Here is a 17,896-nt window from a genome sequence, read left to right as displayed (position 1 = left end):
CCCCGATTGAATATCGGAATCATGTTTTAACAACCTTAACGGCGTAATACTAAATTGTCCCAATTTTGGGGGTCACATCAACCCGAAAAAAGAAAAATAGTTTTTGGCCAGAAGAAGCGCTTAAAAACATATGAAAAAATAATTTTAAAAGAAAAAGATTTCTTTCATAAGTAATGATGTACATTCTTAGTATTACTTGCTATACTGAAAAGTAAGTTGTTGGTTACTTTTAGTAAGTTTAATAAATGCAAGTAAGATAGATTAGATTAGACTAGACAAGTAAACTCTCGGGAGATTAAACGATGCATAAGAAAAAGATTGCTTCAGTAACAATTTTGGCAACGGCCGCGCTTTTGACAGCTTGCGGGCAAAACAAGGGGGCTTCCAGCTCCAAGCAGGTGATGAAGACAGCCGTAACCGGGGAAATCAGTACCCTGGACTCCAGCAAGTACGGGGACACCATCAGCTCTGAAACCCTGCAGAACTCCATGGAAGGGCTCTACCGCTTTGACAAAAAGGGGCAGGCCCGGTTGGCCGGGGCGGTCAAGGTGACCAAGTCCAAGGATCAAAAGGTTTACACTTTTACCCTTAGGAAAAATGCCAAGTGGTCTAACGGGACCCCGGTAATGGCCCAGGACTACGTCACTGCTTGGCGGCGGACGGTTGACCCGAAGAACGATTCCCTGGACAGCGACAGCTACCAGGTGATCAAGAACGGGACGGACATCGTGGCCGGCAAGAAGAAGGTGTCTAGCCTGGGCATCAAGGCCTTGGGCAAGTACAAGCTGCAGATTACTTTGGAAAATCCGATTCAGTACCTGCCGGATCTTTTGACCGGGGCCCAATTCTACCCGCAGGACACGAAGATCGTCAAAAAGTACGGGTCCAGCTACGGGACCAGTTCCAGCAAGCTGGTTTACAACGGGCCATTTACTGTCAGCCAATGGACCGGGTCCAATCTCAAGTGGACTTTGAAGAAGAACAAGACTTACTGGAATGCCAAGTCAGTCAGCTTGAGCGCGGTCAAGGTCCAGGTCATCAAGACTACCTCTACCGGCCTCAACCTCTATAAGGGCGGGCAGCTGGACTATGTGCCAGTTGATTATGACTACGTCAAGCAGTATGAAAAGAACGCCGACTACCACACGAAGACCACGCCGACCAACGGCTACATGGTCTTTAACTTGAAGCGCAAGACTACTGGTAATGTCCACGTCCGCCGGGCAATCAGCCTGGGCGTGAACAAGCAGGAATTAGTGAAGACGGTTCTGCATTCAGGCAAGGCGGCCCAAGGTTTAGTAGCCAGTGACTTCATCTACGATGAAAACGGCAAGGACTACCGGGCCAGTGCCGGCAAGCTGATGACCTACAATCTTAAGCAGGCCCAAAAGGAATGGGCTTTGGCTAAAAAGCAGCTGGGCAAGTCCAAGATCACCATCGAACTGTTAACCAGTGACATGGACGCTTCCAAGCGGGTAGGCGAATACCTGCAGAGCAACTTGATGAAGAACCTGCCGGGCTTGACCGTTAAGTTGCGGTCAATTCCGCTGAAGTCCCGTTTGGCGGACACGAGCAAGCACAACTTTGACATGGTTTACGGGACTTGGCAGCCAAGCTTCCAGGATCCGATCGACTACTTGACCATCGGTGGCCTCTTCAACCTGGAAAGTGACTACAAGAACAGCACTTTCTGGAAGGAAATCAACCAGGCAAAGAGCACTTACGCCACCCAGCCAGCCAAGCGGCAGGCCAGCTTGATCGCCGCCGAAAAGCAATTGATCCAAAAGGATGCTTTCGCGGCACCGCTCTACCAAGCCGGGTTTTCCTACCTGCTTAAGTCCAAGGTGACCGGCTTCCGCCTGTCTCCTTACGGGACGGTTGCCTACTACTGGGACGTCAAGATTAAGTAAAACAAGTTTTAAACCGGTAAAAGCTGCCAGTTTCTTTCAATAAGGAAGAAACTGACGGCTTTTTTGCGAAAAAAGAAGCATTCTTCAACTATTTTGCCCGTATAGCGGGTACAATAGTATTTAGTTTTTTGACCAGGAGGCGGACATGAGCAAATACATCAAAGTTGGCAGCGGCAGCGGTGAAATGACCTGGCACCGGGCCATGCTCGACATGGAGCCGGGGGACTATCTGCTGCTGGAGCCCGGCTATTACGTTTGGCCCCGGGGCCGGCTATTAGAAGACGTGACCATCAAGGGCCTGGGGGCCAGTCCGGAAGACACCCGGATCCGCAGCTTTTTCTCCATCGGTGAAAACAGCTCCCGGGTGGTTTTTGAGAACTTGACCCTGGAACCTTACGGGGACGTAAATACCCTGGATTTGCCGGAAGAGACCAACAGCTATCTGATCCTGCGCGGCTGTGTCTTGACCGGGACCGGCAGCAAGACGACTACGATTTCCGTCAACGGCCAGGACACGGTGGAGATGTACTCCTGCCGTCTGCTCAACGGGACCCTGTCCTTTTTTGAAAAAGCCAATTTCCGCCTGGAAATGGCGGACTGCCTGCTGGACTATGAATCAGAAAAATTCGGCACCATCTCTTTGGAAGGGACTGGGACGGCCATCATTAATAACTCTGAGATCCGGGGGACGGTCAACAGCTTTGATTCCAGCAACATTGAATTAAACATCAATAACTCCGCCATCGGCAACCTTAACTTAGGCGGCAAGAGCTGGGTCAACGTTTACGCCTGCCGTTTTCTTAACCGGGACTACAGCCTTTATGCCCGGGGCGAATGCTGGTTGAACATCCTGGAGAGTCAAATGCCCAGTCAATTGGCCATCGAAGACCACTGCCACTTGCTAATGCAGAACAGCCAGCTCTACAATTTCCAAGCCCGGGGGGAGAGCCAGAGCTTTTTGTCCAATGTGCAGATCGCGGCCGCGGCCAGCCTGGAAGGCAAAAGCTTTATGGACGGCAGCTTAGTGACTTTCTCCGGCAATGGCGACTACCCTTACTTCATCTTCCTGGTCGACCAGGCGGTATTGAAGGGGCGGAACCTGCAATTTGACCCGCAAAACTGTCCGGTTCTGGTCGACAATGATGCCCGTTTAGTGGCCAACGCCCTTTACTACCAGGGGGCGCCACTGGAAATCAAGTGCGAGCATCCGGAAAACATCTCTTTGATGGGGATCAAGTGGACTGAACGGAAGGAATAGAAAGGAGCCAGACCATGCGCTTAATCAAAGTAAGCCAGGACCCCCGGGACTTGTCCTGGGAGCAGGCTTTAGACCAGCTGGAAGACGATGACGTGCTCATGCTGGCTCCCGGCTTTTATGAAATTCCTTTTGGGCAAAAGCTGAAGAATATCGTGATCAAGGGGACGGGGACAGCAGCGGATATGACGGTCCTGGTTGGCACGGTCATCCTGGATGGCCGCTATTTGACCTTGGAAAATCTGGCCGTCAAGACTACCGCAATTGCTGGAGCCCTGGTCAGAGTCTATGAAGGAGAAAATGCTCCTTACTTGACCCTGCGCGGCTGCCGGCTGGAAGCAGCAGAAGGGGAGAGGGGCACGTCCCTCATGGCCTTGGGGCCGGTCTGGCTGGAATTTTACTCATGCCAGGTCAAAGGGGGAATCCGCCTGGTTGGCGATGAGGAGCAACATGTCCAGATCTCTTCCAGTGAAATCGCGGCAACTTCCGCTGCTTTTACCGGCAATGGCTTTGGCCCATTAGCCATCAGCCAGTCCCAGATCAAGGGGGATTTTGTCCTGGAGGAAAGTTCGGCTTATGAAGGGCACTTTGACCAGACGGCTTTTGACCAGGTGATCAGCTTGAGCGAAGGAAATGACCTTTACTTCACTGAGTCTGCCCTGTCTTTAACTCTGAAAAATGGCCAGGCCGACCTTTTGAACTGCGACTTGCCGGGGACAACCCTTTTGGAAAAAGCTAATTCAGCCGCTTTCCAAAACTGCACTTTTAAGCAATTCAAGCAGGTCAGCGGAAGCAGCAACTTAACCAACTGCCACTTGGAGGCAGGGGAAATCATGGGCCAGGGCAAGGCTTTTTTTTGCCGGCCGCACTTTTCCTGCAGCGAAGGCACTTGGCTTAGTTTAAGGGATGCAAGCCAGGTCCGCCTGCAGAATGCCCTTTTAAACGTGGCTGGCAGCCACTTGCGCCTGGCTGACAAAGCCGGGATCTTAGGCAATGTTTTGGAGAGCGACCAGGACCAGCTGCTGGTCAAGCAGACTGGCCAGGGCAAGGTAAAATTGACGGGAATAAAATGTAAACTTGTCTAAAGGCCGCCTTTTGCTATAGAATTTAATTAAGATCCAAGCTTGATGATTCTGTGGGGGGAAAGACCGATGCAAGAACCAATGTATATCAAAATTCACAATCAGCTGCGCCGGGACATTGAAAACCATGTCTACCAGGTGGGGGATCGGATTCCAGCTGAACGGCAGCTGGCAGAACAGTTCAAGGTGTCGCGGATGACCCTGCGCCAGGCCATCAAGACCCTGGAAGAAGAAGGGATTCTGGAAAGGCGGCTGGGCAGCGGGACCTACGTGGCCAGCCAGAAGGTCCAGGAGAAGATGTCCGGGATCATGTCCTTTACCGAAATCACCCGGGCCAACGGGCAGACCCCATCCAGCAAACTGGTTTCCTACAAGATCACCCAGCCGTCCCTGTCGGAAAAAGAACGCTTGGCCCTGGAGGGCAGCGACAAGGTCCTGCGCATGGAGCGGATCCGTTATGCCGACCAGGTGCCGATCTGCCACGAAATCGTGACGGTTCCGGAAGATTTGATCGTGCCTTTTGCCAAAGATGACGTGTCAAGCCACCTCTACCAGACCTTGGAGAAGCAGGGGGGCTACCAGATCGGGGATGCAACTGAGTACATCTCAGCCGCTGTCGCCAATGAACAGGAGGCTCGCCTGCTTAACTGCCGCCGCGGGGAAGCCTTGATCACCCGCCGGCAGGTTACCAAGCTGGCTGATGGCCGGCCCTTTGAATACACGCGGGCTTCATACGTGGGCGAGCGCTTCGAATTTACTTTCAGTAAATAGCCAGCTGACTAGCTAAAGATGAAAATGACAAAGAGACAGGTTTAGTCCTGCCTCTTTTTGCTTCCTTTAAAAAAGTACAAAAGATGGAACTTGCTTTTGGCGGCAGGGGGCGAATTTGCTAAAATGGACTTGATACTATTAGCTAATGATTAACGAGGCACTATGAAAAGCATACTATTCCGCCTATATCTGGCAGTCATGAAATTTTTGGCCCGCTGGCAAAAAGAAGACCCCAACACATACGTGATCTTGAATGGGGCCGGCCGGTCGGGGTCCAATGGCTACCTCTTTTATAAATACCTGCGCCGCGAGCACCCGGAAGTCACGGCCTACTTGATCGAGCCCTGGCCTTCTTCCCACCTGCCCTGGTCAGACTGGCAAAAAATCGGCCGGGCCAAGTACGTATTGACCACCCACCAGCCCTTCAAGGTCCGGAAAAGCCAGGTCAACCTAGCCCTCTGGCACGGGATTCCCCTAAAGCGGATGGGGACCATGGCCAACAATACCCAGCGCCGAGACAACCAGAGAAACGAAAAGCTCTGGCACAAGACGGCCGACCTGGTCACCTCCAGCTCGGAACTCTATGAAAGCTTGATGAGCGCCTGCATGGGAATTGAAGGTCCCCGCTATGTCCGGCTGGGTTTCCCCAGAATTGATTCCTTGCTCAAGTCTCCTTATAAAAAGGCCCAGCTCCTGGCTGACTTTTTCTCCTGCCAGGACCCGGAAGCCCAAGTAGGGATCTATGTGCCAACCTTCCGCTATGAATTGGAAGAGCCGGAAGTGATGGAGCGGATTAAAGAAGGGAACTTTTTTGCCTTCAGTGACTTTGACTTGGCCGCTTTAGACCAGGCTCTGGCTGCTAGAAAGCAGTACCTCCTGGTCAAGCTCCATCCATGGGAAATGAAGCTCTTCAGCGACTTCCACTTGGAGGCCAAGCACGTGGCCTTTTTGAACAATTCCGACCTTTTGGCGAAAAAGCTGGACCTCTACGAAATCCTGGGAGCCACCGACTTCCTCATGACCGACTTCTCCTCGATCTACTTTGACTACCTCCACTTGGACAAGCCGCTGATTTTCATCACCAACTACCTGGCCCAGTATGAAAAGACCCGGGGCTTTTTGCTGGGGCCTTATGAAAAAATCGTCCCTGGTCCCTGCGTGGCCAGCCAGGCTGACCTGGTTAAGCAACTGGGTGAAAAAGACGGGTATGGTCTTGAGCGGAAAAAGTGGCTGGAGCTGAGCGACCAGGCCGACCATGGCCAGTCCTGCCAGACTATTTTTTATTACTTAAGCGGGGTCTGATCCTTGAAAAAAACTTTTCTGAACATCTTTTATAACGCGGTCTACCAGGTCTTCCTGGTCCTGGTGCCCTTGATCACGGTTCCTTATCTGTCCAGAGTCCTGGGCCCGACGACCTACGGGATCTATTCCAGCGTCAACAACACGATCCAGTTTCTGATGATCTTCTGCGTCCTGTCTTTATCCAATATCGGGGTCAGAAGCATCTCTAAAGCCCGGGCCAAAAGCAAGAGCGGGGAACTGACCGAGGCCTTCTGGGGCCTGTGGTACTTCCAGTTTATCGGCGGCTTGGTAACCATCGCCTTGACTGTCTTGACCTGCCTGGTCCTCAAGGTCCGCTACTGGAACTACTTCCTGCTGATGCTGCCATACTTGATTGCCGCCCAGTTTGACATCTCCTGGTTCTTCCAGGGCCTGGCTGATTTTGGCCGGGTGGTTTTAAGAAATACCATCGTCAAGATCGTCAGCGTTGTCTTTATCTTGCTTTTGATCAAAAGTCCGGCTGACCTTTGGAAGTATTTCCTGATCATGTCCGTGTCCACCATGCTGGGTTCCTTTGTCTTCTGGTTCAGCATCGGCAAATATGTCGGCCGGCCAGTCAAGCATTTCTACTATTTCGCGGAAACCCGCCGGGCCATCATGACCTTGATGATTCCACAGATCGCGACCCAGATTTACACTTCCTTGGACAAGCCCCTTTTGGGCCTCTTCCAAAATACGGCCCAGGTCTCTTACTATGACAACTCCCAGCGGATTTCTAACATGATCCTGGGGGTTATCACCAGTATTTCCCTGGTAATAATGCCGCAGATGGCGGTCCAGGGGAAGGAAACCCAGAAGAAGGTCTTGAAGAAGTCCCTGGAAGCCACGACCATGCTGGGAACCATGTTTGCCGTGGTGGTCATGGCCAATACCAAGGAATTCGTGCCCTTTTTCTTCGGGAAAAAATATATCCCGATGACCCCCTTGATGTTCTTCTTCACCTTGACCATCATCTTGATTCCCATGGGCGGGGTCTTCGCCAACCAGTTTGCCCTGGCCAACAAGAGGGACAAGGACTATGCCATTCCAGTTACGATCGGGGCGGTCCTAGAGCTGGTATTCAGCTACTTTTTGGACCGGCCTTTCGGGGCAGCGGGGGCCATGGTGGCGATCCTCTTGACCGAAGCCGTTGTTCTCTTTCTGCGCTGCTGGATCGTGCGGGACGGTTATGACTTCAAGGAAACTTTCAGCGACGTGCCCAAGTGCTTTTTGGCCATGGGGATCAGCCTGGCGGCAGGGATGCTGTGGCCTTGGCAGATTCCAAGTGCTTTTATCAACATGACGGTCAAGTCCCTGGTTATTATGGCCTTGTACCTGGCCATCCTCTGGCTCTTGAAGTTTGACTTAAACGAAGACTTGGTCACGATCGTCAAAAAGCGCTTGAAAAATAGCTATTAATAAGGAAGAAATCAGCAAAAATAAACAAAGAAAGCGTGTAAGCATGGTAAAAATAAACATTTTGGGCGTTGGCTTCGACAAGTACAGCCTGGCGGAATTTGAAGCCCGCTTTTTGGACCGCTTGCGGAAAAAAGAATCCACCCTAGTGGTCACGGCCAACCCGGAAATTGTCATGGCCGCTAAGGAAGACCCGGAATACCGGGAAATCATCAACAATGTGGCTGACTACGTGACGGCTGACGGGATCGGCATCATCAAGGGGGCCAAGATGCTGGGGCTGAAGCTGCCGGAGAGAGTAACCGGCTACGACCTCTTCTGCTGGTACCTGCAAATCGCCAATGAAGACCACTTGCGGGTCTATCTGATTGGGGCCAAGCCAGCCGTGATCGCCGCCGTTAAGGAAAAAATTGCCAAGGACTACCCGGGCATCGACTTAGTTGGCGCTGAAGATGGCTACTCCAAAGACGCCCTGCCGGAAATTGCCAGCCGGATCGCCCAAAGCGGGCCCGACCTGGTCTTCGCGGCCCTGGGCTTTCCCAAGCAGGAGAAGCTCCTGGCCATATTGCGCAAGCAAAACTTGTCAGCCAGCATGATGGGGGTGGGCGGCAGCTTTGATGTCTTCGCCGGCGCCGTCAAGCGGGCACCGAAGCTCTTTCAGGACGCCCACTTGGAATGGTTCTACCGTCTTTTGAAGGAACCAAGCCGGATCGGCCGGATGATGGTTTTGCCCAAATTCGTCGTGGAAGTTAAGAAGAGCAAGAAGCAGGACCAGCAATAATGAAAGTACTGCACATCAACGCCGGCCTGGAAAGCGGAGGCGGGCTGACTCATATCGTGAACCTGCTCTCCCAGGCCAAAAAGGCGGGGCAGGACTTTGACCTCTTGACCTTCGCGGAAGGACCGGTTGCCCAGGCTGCCCGGGAAAAGGGGATCAAGACTATCGTTTTGGGCGGCTCCAGCCGCTACGACCTGGCCCTGCTCAAGCGGCTGAAAAAGACAATCAAGGATGGACGTTACGACCTGGTCCACAGCCATGGGGCCCGGGCCAACCTTTTTGTCAGCTTGATCAAGTCATCCTTGCCTTGTCCCTGGTTGATCACGGTCCATTCGGATCCCGCGATCGACTTTGAAGGGCGGGGAATCGCTGGGAAGATTTTTACCAAGCTGAACCTGCGGGCGATCAAGCAGGCCGATGGTGTCTTCGCCATCACTCCTCGTTTTGAAAAAATCCTGCTGAATTATGGAGTAAAGCCCGGCCGGATTTACGTTATCTACAACGGGATTAGCTTTAGGGACAATAGAAATATAGCAGGCAAGGAAGACCACGCCGGTTTCAACATCATCAATGTTGGCCGCTTGGAGAAGGTCAAGGGACAAGATCTTTTGCTCAAGGCATTTAAAGCAGCCAATTTGCCGCAAGCTCACCTCTATATCGCCGGCAGCGGTAGCCAGGAAGCGGACTTAAAAAAATTACGGCAGGATTTGGCTTTAACAGACCAAGTGACTTTCACCGGCTTTTTGACCCAAGCAGAATTAAGGCAGCTCTACCGGAAGATGGACCTGGCCGTCTTGTCTTCTTACTCAGAAAGCTTCCCCCTAGTCTTGCTGGAAGCAGCTGACAACCTGCTCCCGCTTTTGGCAACTGACGTGGGCGGGGCCAGGGAACTGATTCCAGAAGGAAAAGGCTGGGTCATGCCGGTCAACGAGGAAAAAGCCATGGCTGACCAGTTAAGAGCAATCGCCGCTTTGCCAAAAGAAGAATTAGCAGCAATCGCCCAAACGGAAAAAGCCTATGCCCGCCAGCACTTTTCCCTGGACCGGCAACTGGCTGACGTTCTGGCCGGCTACCAGGCCTGCCTGCAAGGAGAAAAAGCATGATTCCCAAAATTATCCACTATGTCTGGGTGGGCGGCAATCCCAAGTCCAAGACCATCCAGACCTGTCTGGCCTCTTGGCAAAAGCGCCTGCCGGACTACGAAATCATCGAATGGAATGAAGACAAGCTGGACCTGAATGCCAACAAATATGTCAAGCAGGCCTACCAGGCCAAGAAGTGGGCCTTCGTTTCCGACTATGTCCGGGCCAAGGCCCTCTATGAAATGGGCGGGATCTACCTGGACACCGATGTCATGGTCTTAAAAGATTTTGCCGGCTTGCTAAATGACCGGGCCTTTATCGGCTTTGAAAACAATGACTACTTGTCAGCGGCCATCATCGCCGCAGAGAAGGGGCATCCTTTTATGGCTGACATCCTGCACTACTATGACGACCTGGATTTTGCCTTTGACCAAAAGGACCAGCTGGCCGGGGTCAACTCCCTGTCCGTCACGGAAATTCTCAAAGAAAAGTATGGCCTTAAGACTGGCAACCAAGAGCAAGTGTTAAAGGAGGGAATTCATGTTTATCCAGACGGGATCCTCTGCAACCCTTCCCCTCAGTCCCGGTCCATTCACCTTTTTACCGGGACCTGGCTGGAAGGGAAAAATTCCTGGAAGCACGACCTGGTCACCTTTTTGAAATTACATATCCGCAGTCAAAAAACTGCGAAAATTTACTACAAGCTCTTCAGACGCTAATTTTTTAAAGAATCTCGTGAAAATACATTTCTGAAAGCAGGGACTGCATTTTTTGAGTATAATTAAAGGTAGAAAGTACAAAGTAGAAGATTGCGAGGCAGCAAATGAGAGAGTTGCAAAAGAAAATTGTCGAATATGAGCACGTTTTGCCGGAAATCGATCCCCAGGAAGAAATCCGCAAGACAGTTGACTTCTTAAAGGATTACCTGAAGGCTAACCCCTTCTTGAAGTCATATGTTTTGGGGATTTCCGGGGGCCAGGACTCAACCTTGACCGGGAAGCTGACTCAAATGGCAATTTCCGAAATGCGGGAAGAAACTGGCGATGACAGCTACAAGTTCATCGCCGTCCGCCTGCCATACGGCGTCCAGGCCGATGCCGCTGATGCCGCTGACGCGGTAGCCTTCATCAAGCCGGACGTGGACTTGATCGAAAACATCAAGCCAGCCACTGACGCCATGGTGGCTACCTTGAAGGAAACGGGCGTGGAAGTGACCGACTTTAACAAGGGCAACATCAAGGCCCGGCAAAGAATGGTCATGCAGTATGCCATTGCCGGGGCCAACCAGGGCGCGGTTGTGGGGACTGACCACGCGGCCGAAAACGTCTCTGGTTTTTACACCAAGTATGGTGACGGCGCGGCTGACTTAACCCCGCTCTTCCGTTTGGACAAGCGGCAGGGCAAGCAGCTCCTGGCTGCTTTGGGATGCCCGGAACACCTTTATTTGAAGGCCCCGACGGCCGACCTGGAAGAAGAAAAGCCATCCTTGCCAGATGAAGTTGCCTTGGGCGTGACCTACGAGGAAATCGATGACTACCTGGAAGGCCGGGAAGTCAGCGAGAAGGCAGCGGAAAGAATCGAAGAATTGTGGACCAAGAGCGAGCACAAACGCCACCTGCCGGTTACAATTTTTGATGATTATTACAAAAAATAGGGGCAGATTTGGTAAAAAACTTGTTTCAAGCGTCAATTTTTGCTATATTAATCATGTCATAAGGGAGTAACGGCAAGCATAGCTTGCGACAAGCCCAACAACCGGGAGCTGTGTTGGTTTCCTGGGCTTGTCTTAATTAGTGAGACTTATGTGCTTTTGTTAAGGGGCACGTAAGTCTCTTTTCTTTTTAAAGGAGGAAAATACTGTGGCTAAGAAGTATTACAGCCAGGACATCCCGGGCACTTTAGCCGAGTTTGGCTCGGATGCCAACCACGGGATCAGTTCGGCTGAAGCCAAGAAGCGCCTGGACCAATACGGCCCGAACGCTTTGGCCGGCAAGAAGAAACGTTCAATGTTTGCCCGCTTCATGGACCAGTTCAAGGACTTGATGATCATCGTCCTGCTGGTTGCCGCTGTTTTGTCCGGGGTAGTTGCCCAGGAATGGACAGACGCGGGGATTATTTTAGTAGTTGTGCTTTTGAACGCGGTCCTGGGCGTGATCCAGGAAGCCCGATCAGAAGCAGCAATTGAAGCCTTGAAGGACATGTCCACGCCAAGCGCCAGGGTGCGCCGGGACGGAGCGGTAATTGAAGTTCCGTCAACGGATATCGTGCCAGGTGACGTGGTCTTGCTGGAAGCCGGTGACGTGGTCCCGGCCGACCTGCGTCTTTTGGTAGCAAAAAGCTTGAAGATTGAAGAAGCTGCCTTGACTGGGGAATCAGTTCCGGTGGAAAAGAGTAATGAAACCCTGCAGGGGGAGGACATTGCTCTAGGTGACCGGATCAACATGGCTTACTCCGGCACCAACGTGACCTACGGGCGCGGGGAAGGTGTGGTTGTCGCTACGGGGATGAACACGGAAGTCGGCAACATCGCCAAGATGCTGAACGAAGCTGATGAAACTGATACTCCTCTTAAGCAGAACTTGAACCAGCTGGGCAAGACCCTGACTTACATGATCCTAGCCATCTGTGTGGTCGTCTTCATTATCGGGGTTATCCGGAACCCGCAGCATGAACCGATGAATGCTTTGCTGATCGACATGTTCTTGACGGCGGTTTCCCTGGCGGTTGCCGCTATTCCGGAAGGTCTGCCGGCGATCGTGACGATCATTTTGGCCTTGGGTACCCAGACCATGGCCGACCACAAGGCCATCGTCAGAAAGCTACCAGCCGTTGAAACCTTGGGGGCAACGGATATCATTGCTTCTGACAAGACTGGTACCTTGACCCAGAACCGGATGACGGTGGAAAAGGTCTACTACGACGGGGTCCTGCATGATGCCAGCGATGACATTGACTTGACCAACCAGGCCTTGATTACCATGCTTTTGGCCAACGACACCAAGATTAAGGACGGCGGGGAGCTCTTGGGTGACCCGACTGAAACTGCCCTGGTGCAATTCGGTTTCCACAAGGATCTGCCAGTTAACGACTTTTTGGCAGAACACCCACGGGTACAGGAAGTACCATTTGACTCTGACCGGAAGTTGATGAGTACGGTCAACAGGTATGACGGCCAGTTTATGGTTGCCGTCAAGGGCGCGCCGGACATGCTTTTGGAAAGAGTCAAGTATGTCAACATCAACGGCGAGCTGAGCGAAATCAGCGCTGAACAAAAGAAAGCCATTTTGGCAAGCAACAATGAAATGGCCAAGCAAGCCCTCCGGGTCTTGGCGATGGCTTACAAGGTTGTTGCTGAGCCATACGCTGACCCGACGACTGACAATGTTGAACAAGATCTGATCTTTGCCGGTTTGGTCGGCATGATCGACCCAGAGCGGCCGGAAGCCAAGGACGCGATCGCAGAAGCTCATCGGGCCGGGATCAGAACGATCATGATTACTGGTGACCACCAAGTTACGGCGCAGGCGATTGCCGAACGGCTGGGCCTGGTTGAAAAGGGCCGCGGCGATGCCGTGATTACCGGGGCGCAATTGGATAAGCTGAGCGACGACTACTTCACCAAGCATGTCGGTGACTACAGTGTTTATGCCCGGGTTTCACCAGAACACAAGGTTAGAATCGTGAAGGCATGGCAGGCAAATGGCAAGATCGTGGCCATGACTGGTGACGGGGTCAACGACGCGCCGAGTCTGAAGCAGGCCGACATCGGGGTCGGCATGGGGATTACCGGTACGGAAGTCTCCAAGGGCGCGGCCGACATGGTTCTGGCTGACGACAACTTCGCGACGATCGTGGAAGCGGTCAAGCAAGGGCGGAAGGTCTTTGCCAACATTCAGAAGGCGATTCTGTACTTGATGAGCTGCAACGTCGGCGAAGTATTGACGGTCTTCTTGATGACTTTGCTGGGCTGGGATGTTTTGAAGCCAGTGCAGCTTTTGTGGATCAACTTGGTAACTGATACCCTGCCGGCGATTGCCTTGGGTGTTGAACCGATTGAAAAGGGGATCATGAATAAGAAGCCGCGGGGGAAGAATTCTAACTTCTTCTCAGGTGGCGTGGCCAGCTCAATTGTCTACCAGGGGATCCTGGAAGGTGCTTTGGTCTTGACCGCTTATGGTTTGGGTCTGCACGTTTTGCCGCAGGGGACTAACCCGCATGAAGACGCGTTGACCATGGCCTTCTTGACTTTGGGTCTGATCCAGCTCTTCCATGCGATTAACTCTAAGTACCTAAAGCAGTCTATTTTCCAAAAGAGCACTTTTGCCAACAAGTGGTTCAATGGCGCGATTGTTCTGTCAGCCTTGATTATGGCGGCAGTTGAATTGCCATTCTTTACCAGAGTCTTCTCAGTTTCAGAATTGCACCTGGACCAATGGCTGACTGTTCTGGGGATGGGCATTTTGATGATCGTGATCGTCGAAATCGTTAAGTTCTTTGAGAGAAAAGCTGATCAACGGAATAATTAAAGATAATAATTCACAAAAATGCCTGGACGTAAGTCCGGGCATTTTTTGCTGCGTGAAAAGAGGTACGGTGAAATTGTGGGGACTTGAATCGGCTGCAATGATCTTTATATTGTGTTGATAATAATGAGAGAACTGGAGTAAATAATAAGGTTCAGTGTGGCTTTGTTTGTTAAGAAAAATAGTCTTTGTCTGTTTTTAGGGGCAGTTGTCGGTTTTATGATAACGTTAACTGAAAACATATCAACTGAGATTGGAGGGACTTTATTTACTGTTTCAAATATCTGGGATACTACCAACATTATTAATCCACTAGCGAATGCTATGGTGGAGAATCCATTACCGGCAATCTATTAGCTAAATTACGCGACGACTGCAGTTTTCTATATTACGCTAACTGCTGTTTTGTTAAGAATTTGGTACATGAAGAATGTAGAGAAAGGTTAAATTATGCTAAAAACGCGTTATCAGCGCCTAATTGCCATAACACTCTTTTTGGACTTTGTGGTTAGTCTGGGCTGTGGCCTGCAGTTTGCGATGGATAGCGGAGAAGGCGAGATGCCAAGGTATTATCTGAATGCCAACTTGATCAGCTTATACATCCAGCTAGGTCTAACCGTCATGGCAGCTGTCCAAATCCTTTCTTTCCGCTCAGTCCGGCCGCTTCTGGCTCCCCGCGGCAAAATGGATTACTTTGACCAGCGCCTGGCCCAGCTGCTTTTCTTAGATTTGGCCATATACCTTGTTTTCTCCATCGTGCCCTATTTCTTTGACAAGAATCCCTGCTTCCGCTATGGCCCGGCCTGGAAGGGCACCCTCTTGCTTTTGATGCATTACCTGCTGTTCATTGCCTGCTTTATGCTGATCTTGCTCTGCATCAAGACTAAATATCCTTTCTTTATTATCGTTTTTGCCAGTACAGTACCCATTCTTTACCATTACTGGCTGGAGAAGAGCTGGCTTTTACCAAAATACGCTAATATTTATGACCCTCTCTGGCGGGCCATCCACCACATGTATATACTCTAAGTCGAGGAGTTTGTATGTTGAAAGTGTCACATGTTAAGAAGAGCTTTAAAAAACTGGCCGTATTAAAGGACATCTCTTTAGAAACCCAAGCGGGTGAACTGGTCCACATCTCCGGTGTCAACGGCTGCGGCAAGTCCACCCTGTTCAAAATCATCGTCAGCCTCTTAAAAGCTGACAGCGGGGAGATCCAACACTGACAAGGATGACTACCTTGGTGCCCTGATCGAAAACCCTGGCTTTATCGAATATGAAACTGCCTGGGACAACTTGACCTTTTTAGGTCACTTCAACCACCGCTTACAGCCCGAAAAGACCCGGGACTTGCTCAAGGCCTTTGACCTGGATCCGGATAACCCGCAATCCGTCAGCAACTACTCAGTCGGGATGCGGCAGAAGCTCGGGATCACCCAGGCCGTGATGGAAGACCAGAATATTATCCTGCTGGATGAGCCAACCTGGGGGATCGATAAGGAAGGGGTTGACCAGCTCGTTAACCTTATGAAAGACTTGCGCAGTGAAAACAAGACCGTCATCGTGGCCAGCCACGACGAAATTCCCGGCCTGGTCTACGACCGCCGTTTAAGAATGAAAGACGGGATCTTGCTGGCCGAAGAGTAAAAGTTGGCATTTTCCGCCCTGACTAGCTACAATAATCCCATGATTAGTGAACAAGAACTGCAGCAGCTGGTCGAAAGCATCTCCCTTGAATCCTTCAGCCGTCCCTTTCTCCACCAAGCGAAAATCAACCGCCGCCTGAAGACTACTGGCGGCCGCTACCAATTATCCGACCATCACCTGGAATTTAATCCGCTCTTTCTTAAGGAAGAAAATCTCCATTATCTGCCGGGCATCATCAAACATGAACTGGTCCACTACCACCTCCACCTGGCCGGCTTGGGCTACCAGCATAAAGACCGGGACTTCAAGCTTTTACTGCAAAAGGTAGGCGGTAGCCGCTATGCGCCAAGACTAGAAGAGAACAAAAGAAGCCGCAGGCACTACCGCTGCCGGCAATGCGGGCAGGACTACTGGCGCCAGCGGCAGGTCAACGTCAAGAAGTATTTCTGCGGCCGCTGCCGGGGAAATTTGGAAAAAATTGCCGGCCCCCTTGCCAAATGAGGGCGGCTTTGCTAGAATATTAATGTGTTTGCGGGCGTGGCGGAATTGGCAGACGCGCAAGACTAAGGATCTTGTGACCGCTTTTGGTCGTGGAAGTTCAAGTCTTCTCGTCCGCACTAAGATAAGGAGTCGTTGTAAAACGGCTCCTTTTTTGTTGATTCTTAAAACTTGCTTTTCCTCCAATCTGTTATAATTGATAGAATACAATGCAAGATGAATGGAAGGTGTGCTAAATGTACGATTCTGAAGCCAGACAGAAGACCTTGAACCTGACGGTCAGCGCGGCCTTTGTGGCCATTCTGCTGCTGGAAGCTTTTATTCCCAATGTGGGTTACATCACGATTTTGCCGGGCCTGCCGGCCATCACCACGATTCCGCTGACAGTCGCGGTCTTTGCCTCTTTAAGAGGGCCGAAAGCCGGCGCGGCCTTTGGCTTGGTCTGGGGCCTGACTAGTTTGCTTAGGGCCTATGCTGCTCCAAATGGCCTGGTTACCATTCTCCTTTTCCAGAACCCCTTGATTGCCTTATTGCCCCGGCTTGCTGCTGGCTGGGCAGCGGGCCTGGCTGGGCAATTGCCTGATAAATGGAAGAAGGAGAGCAGAAAGCCTCTGGCTTACGCCTTAAGCGGCCTTTTAGCTTCAGCGGTCAACACGCTCATGGTGATCTTTTTGTCTGACCTGGTCTACTTCAGTCATCCCCAGAAGCTGGCTTTAGCCCTGGGGGCCAAGAGCGGGCAGTCTTTGCTGGTCATTCTCTTCACGGCCCTGGCCGTCAACGGCATTTTGGAAGCAGTCTTCAGCGGCTTGATCACGCCGCTCATTACCGCGCCCCTCAAGAAGCGACTGAAGCGGCGCTAGAAAGCAGATAAGTATGGCTGGACACAGAAAAACACGGAAGGGCAAACAGACGACTACCATCCTCGTGGTCCGCGTTTTTGCCATCATCCTCTTGTGCCTGGGCTTGTTCGTGGCCTTCCGCTACTACCGCCGCCAGGCCTTGCAGCAAGAACAGATCCGCCAGGCTGAACTGGCCAAGCAGGAAGCAGCCGCTAAGCTTTTGCGGCAAAAGAAAGCCTTTATTCAAAAGGTGGGGCCGATCTCGCAAAAGGTTGACAAGGGGACCGGTCTTTTGCCAAGCATCACTATCGCCCAGGCCTGCCTAGAAAGCAACTACGGGCAAAGCGCCTTGTCCCAGAAGTACAACAATCTCTTCGGGGTCAAGGGGACCAACCCTAACACTTCAGCCGTGATGACGACCAAGGAGTACAGCAACGGCAAGTGGATGACCGTCAAGGCCCGCTTCCAAATTTATGATTCTTATGAAGCCTCGATCCGGGCCCATGTCCGCCTCTTCCAGCAGGGAACCAGCTGGAACAAGGACCAGTACAAGGACGTTTTGGCGGCCAAGGACTATAAGAGCCAGGCCAAGGCCCTGGTCACTGACGGCTATGCCACCGACCCGGACTACTCGACCAAACTCATCAATTTAATTGAACAATACAACCTGAATAAGTACGATAATTAAGCAGGTTTAACAGGGTTGCCAGAGCTTTTTGGCAGCTTTTTTTGCTATAATGGATAAGCTAAGTTTTTTGATTTTTGAAAGGGTAAA

The 17,896-nt window shown here is 51.6% G+C and carries 15 protein-coding genes, 1 tRNA gene and 1 pseudogene; all 17 read left to right on the top strand.

The genetic code is table 11. The features are described 5' to 3' along the window. The first annotated feature begins 302 nt into the window (after positions 1–302). The 17 genes and pseudogenes from FD23_RS02700 (at position 303) to FD23_RS02620 (ending at position 17,809) form a co-directional block, all read left to right on the top strand. Positions 303–1,910: a peptide ABC transporter substrate-binding protein gene (locus FD23_RS02700; RefSeq protein WP_052933555.1), complete on the top strand. Its 1,608-nt coding sequence runs from the start codon at positions 303–305 to the stop codon at positions 1,908–1,910. Positions 1,911–2,055: 145 nt separating this feature from the next. Further along, a complete protein-coding gene (locus FD23_RS02695; protein WP_025895547.1) occupies positions 2,056–3,168 on the top strand; it encodes a phage tail protein in 1,113 nt (370 codons plus the stop codon). Between the two features lie 14 nt (positions 3,169–3,182). After that, positions 3,183–4,250 (top strand): hypothetical protein, encoded by a 1,068-nt coding sequence (locus FD23_RS02690; protein WP_052933556.1) that lies wholly within the window; start codon positions 3,183–3,185, stop codon positions 4,248–4,250. Positions 4,251–4,316: 66 nt separating this feature from the next. Continuing rightward, on the top strand, positions 4,317–5,018 hold the full coding sequence (locus FD23_RS02685; RefSeq protein WP_025895546.1) for a GntR family transcriptional regulator: 702 nt from the start codon (positions 4,317–4,319) through the stop codon (positions 5,016–5,018). 162 nt (positions 5,019–5,180) lie between these two features. Next, positions 5,181–6,320 (top strand): CDP-glycerol glycerophosphotransferase family protein, encoded by a 1,140-nt coding sequence (locus tag FD23_RS02680; protein ID WP_052933557.1) that lies wholly within the window; start codon positions 5,181–5,183, stop codon positions 6,318–6,320. Positions 6,321–6,323: 3 nt separating this feature from the next. Continuing rightward, on the top strand, positions 6,324–7,757 hold the full coding sequence (locus tag FD23_RS02675) for an oligosaccharide flippase family protein (protein ID WP_025895545.1): 1,434 nt from the start codon (positions 6,324–6,326) through the stop codon (positions 7,755–7,757). Positions 7,758–7,800: 43 nt separating this feature from the next. Beyond that, positions 7,801–8,535 (top strand): WecB/TagA/CpsF family glycosyltransferase, encoded by a 735-nt coding sequence (locus FD23_RS02670; protein ID WP_002878101.1) that lies wholly within the window; start codon positions 7,801–7,803, stop codon positions 8,533–8,535. Beyond that, the gene (locus FD23_RS02665) at positions 8,535–9,635 is read left to right on the top strand and encodes a glycosyltransferase (RefSeq protein ID WP_025895544.1); all 1,101 of its coding nucleotides are present in this window, start codon (positions 8,535–8,537) and stop codon (positions 9,633–9,635) included. Before FD23_RS02670 ends, FD23_RS02665 begins: the two co-directional genes overlap by 1 nt. Then, entirely contained in the window at positions 9,632–10,333 is a 702-nt protein-coding gene (locus FD23_RS02660; RefSeq protein ID WP_025895543.1) for a glycosyltransferase family 32 protein, read from the top strand. Before FD23_RS02665 ends, FD23_RS02660 begins: the two co-directional genes overlap by 4 nt. 104 nt (positions 10,334–10,437) lie before the next feature. Next, positions 10,438–11,268, top strand: coding sequence for an ammonia-dependent NAD(+) synthetase (nadE, locus tag FD23_RS02655; RefSeq protein WP_002878098.1), 831 nt, complete (start codon positions 10,438–10,440; stop codon positions 11,266–11,268). Between the two features lie 205 nt (positions 11,269–11,473). Next, the gene (locus tag FD23_RS02650) at positions 11,474–14,140 is read left to right on the top strand and encodes a calcium-translocating P-type ATPase, PMCA-type (protein WP_025895542.1); all 2,667 of its coding nucleotides are present in this window, start codon (positions 11,474–11,476) and stop codon (positions 14,138–14,140) included. Positions 14,141–14,674: 534 nt separating this feature from the next. Beyond that, on the top strand, positions 14,675–15,166 hold the full coding sequence (locus FD23_RS02645; RefSeq protein ID WP_230844793.1) for a hypothetical protein: 492 nt from the start codon (positions 14,675–14,677) through the stop codon (positions 15,164–15,166). 14 nt (positions 15,167–15,180) lie between these two features. After that, positions 15,181–15,784: pseudogene (locus tag FD23_RS02640) on the top strand (ABC transporter ATP-binding protein). A 42-nt stretch (positions 15,785–15,826) separates the two neighbouring features. Further along, on the top strand, positions 15,827–16,285 hold the full coding sequence (locus FD23_RS02635) for a SprT family protein (RefSeq protein ID WP_025895540.1): 459 nt from the start codon (positions 15,827–15,829) through the stop codon (positions 16,283–16,285). Between the two features lie 30 nt (positions 16,286–16,315). Continuing rightward, a tRNA-Leu gene (locus FD23_RS02630) sits at positions 16,316–16,401 on the top strand. A 117-nt stretch (positions 16,402–16,518) separates the two neighbouring features. After that, complete coding sequence (locus tag FD23_RS02625) at positions 16,519–17,142, top strand: ECF transporter S component (protein ID WP_025895539.1); 624 nt, start codon at positions 16,519–16,521, stop codon at positions 17,140–17,142. Positions 17,143–17,155: 13 nt separating this feature from the next. Further along, a complete protein-coding gene (locus FD23_RS02620; RefSeq protein ID WP_025895538.1) occupies positions 17,156–17,809 on the top strand; it encodes a glycoside hydrolase family 73 protein in 654 nt (217 codons plus the stop codon). Positions 17,810–17,896 lie beyond the last annotated feature (87 nt).

This window comes from Lactobacillus delbrueckii subsp. delbrueckii DSM 20074 = JCM 1012, assembly GCF_001433875.1.
In the GTDB taxonomy this organism is placed as follows: domain Bacteria; phylum Bacillota; class Bacilli; order Lactobacillales; family Lactobacillaceae; genus Lactobacillus; species Lactobacillus delbrueckii.
Note: the sequence above shows the minus strand (reverse complement) of the source record. Positions and strands in the feature narration are given on the sequence as shown.

Excerpts from the sequence above, each read along its gene's own strand:
- nadE (WP_002878098.1), top strand. The coding sequence starts at position 10,438 with ATGAGAGAGTTGCAAAAGAAAATTGTCGAATATGAGCACGTTTTGCCG.
- FD23_RS02645 (WP_230844793.1), top strand. The coding sequence starts at position 14,675 with ATGGATAGCGGAGAAGGCGAGATGCCAAGGTATTATCTGAATGCCAAC.
- FD23_RS02625 (WP_025895539.1), top strand. The coding sequence starts at position 16,519 with ATGTACGATTCTGAAGCCAGACAGAAGACCTTGAACCTGACGGTCAGC.
- FD23_RS02695 (WP_025895547.1), top strand. The coding sequence starts at position 2,056 with ATGAGCAAATACATCAAAGTTGGCAGCGGCAGCGGTGAAATGACCTGG.
- FD23_RS02665 (WP_025895544.1), top strand. The coding sequence starts at position 8,535 with ATGAAAGTACTGCACATCAACGCCGGCCTGGAAAGCGGAGGCGGGCTG.
- FD23_RS02685 (WP_025895546.1), top strand. The coding sequence starts at position 4,317 with ATGCAAGAACCAATGTATATCAAAATTCACAATCAGCTGCGCCGGGAC.
- FD23_RS02620 (WP_025895538.1), top strand. The coding sequence starts at position 17,156 with ATGGCTGGACACAGAAAAACACGGAAGGGCAAACAGACGACTACCATC.
- FD23_RS02700 (WP_052933555.1), top strand. The coding sequence starts at position 303 with ATGCATAAGAAAAAGATTGCTTCAGTAACAATTTTGGCAACGGCCGCG.
- FD23_RS02670 (WP_002878101.1), top strand. The coding sequence starts at position 7,801 with ATGGTAAAAATAAACATTTTGGGCGTTGGCTTCGACAAGTACAGCCTG.
- FD23_RS02660 (WP_025895543.1), top strand. The coding sequence starts at position 9,632 with ATGATTCCCAAAATTATCCACTATGTCTGGGTGGGCGGCAATCCCAAG.
- FD23_RS02680 (WP_052933557.1), top strand. The coding sequence starts at position 5,181 with ATGAAAAGCATACTATTCCGCCTATATCTGGCAGTCATGAAATTTTTG.
- FD23_RS02690 (WP_052933556.1), top strand. The coding sequence starts at position 3,183 with ATGCGCTTAATCAAAGTAAGCCAGGACCCCCGGGACTTGTCCTGGGAG.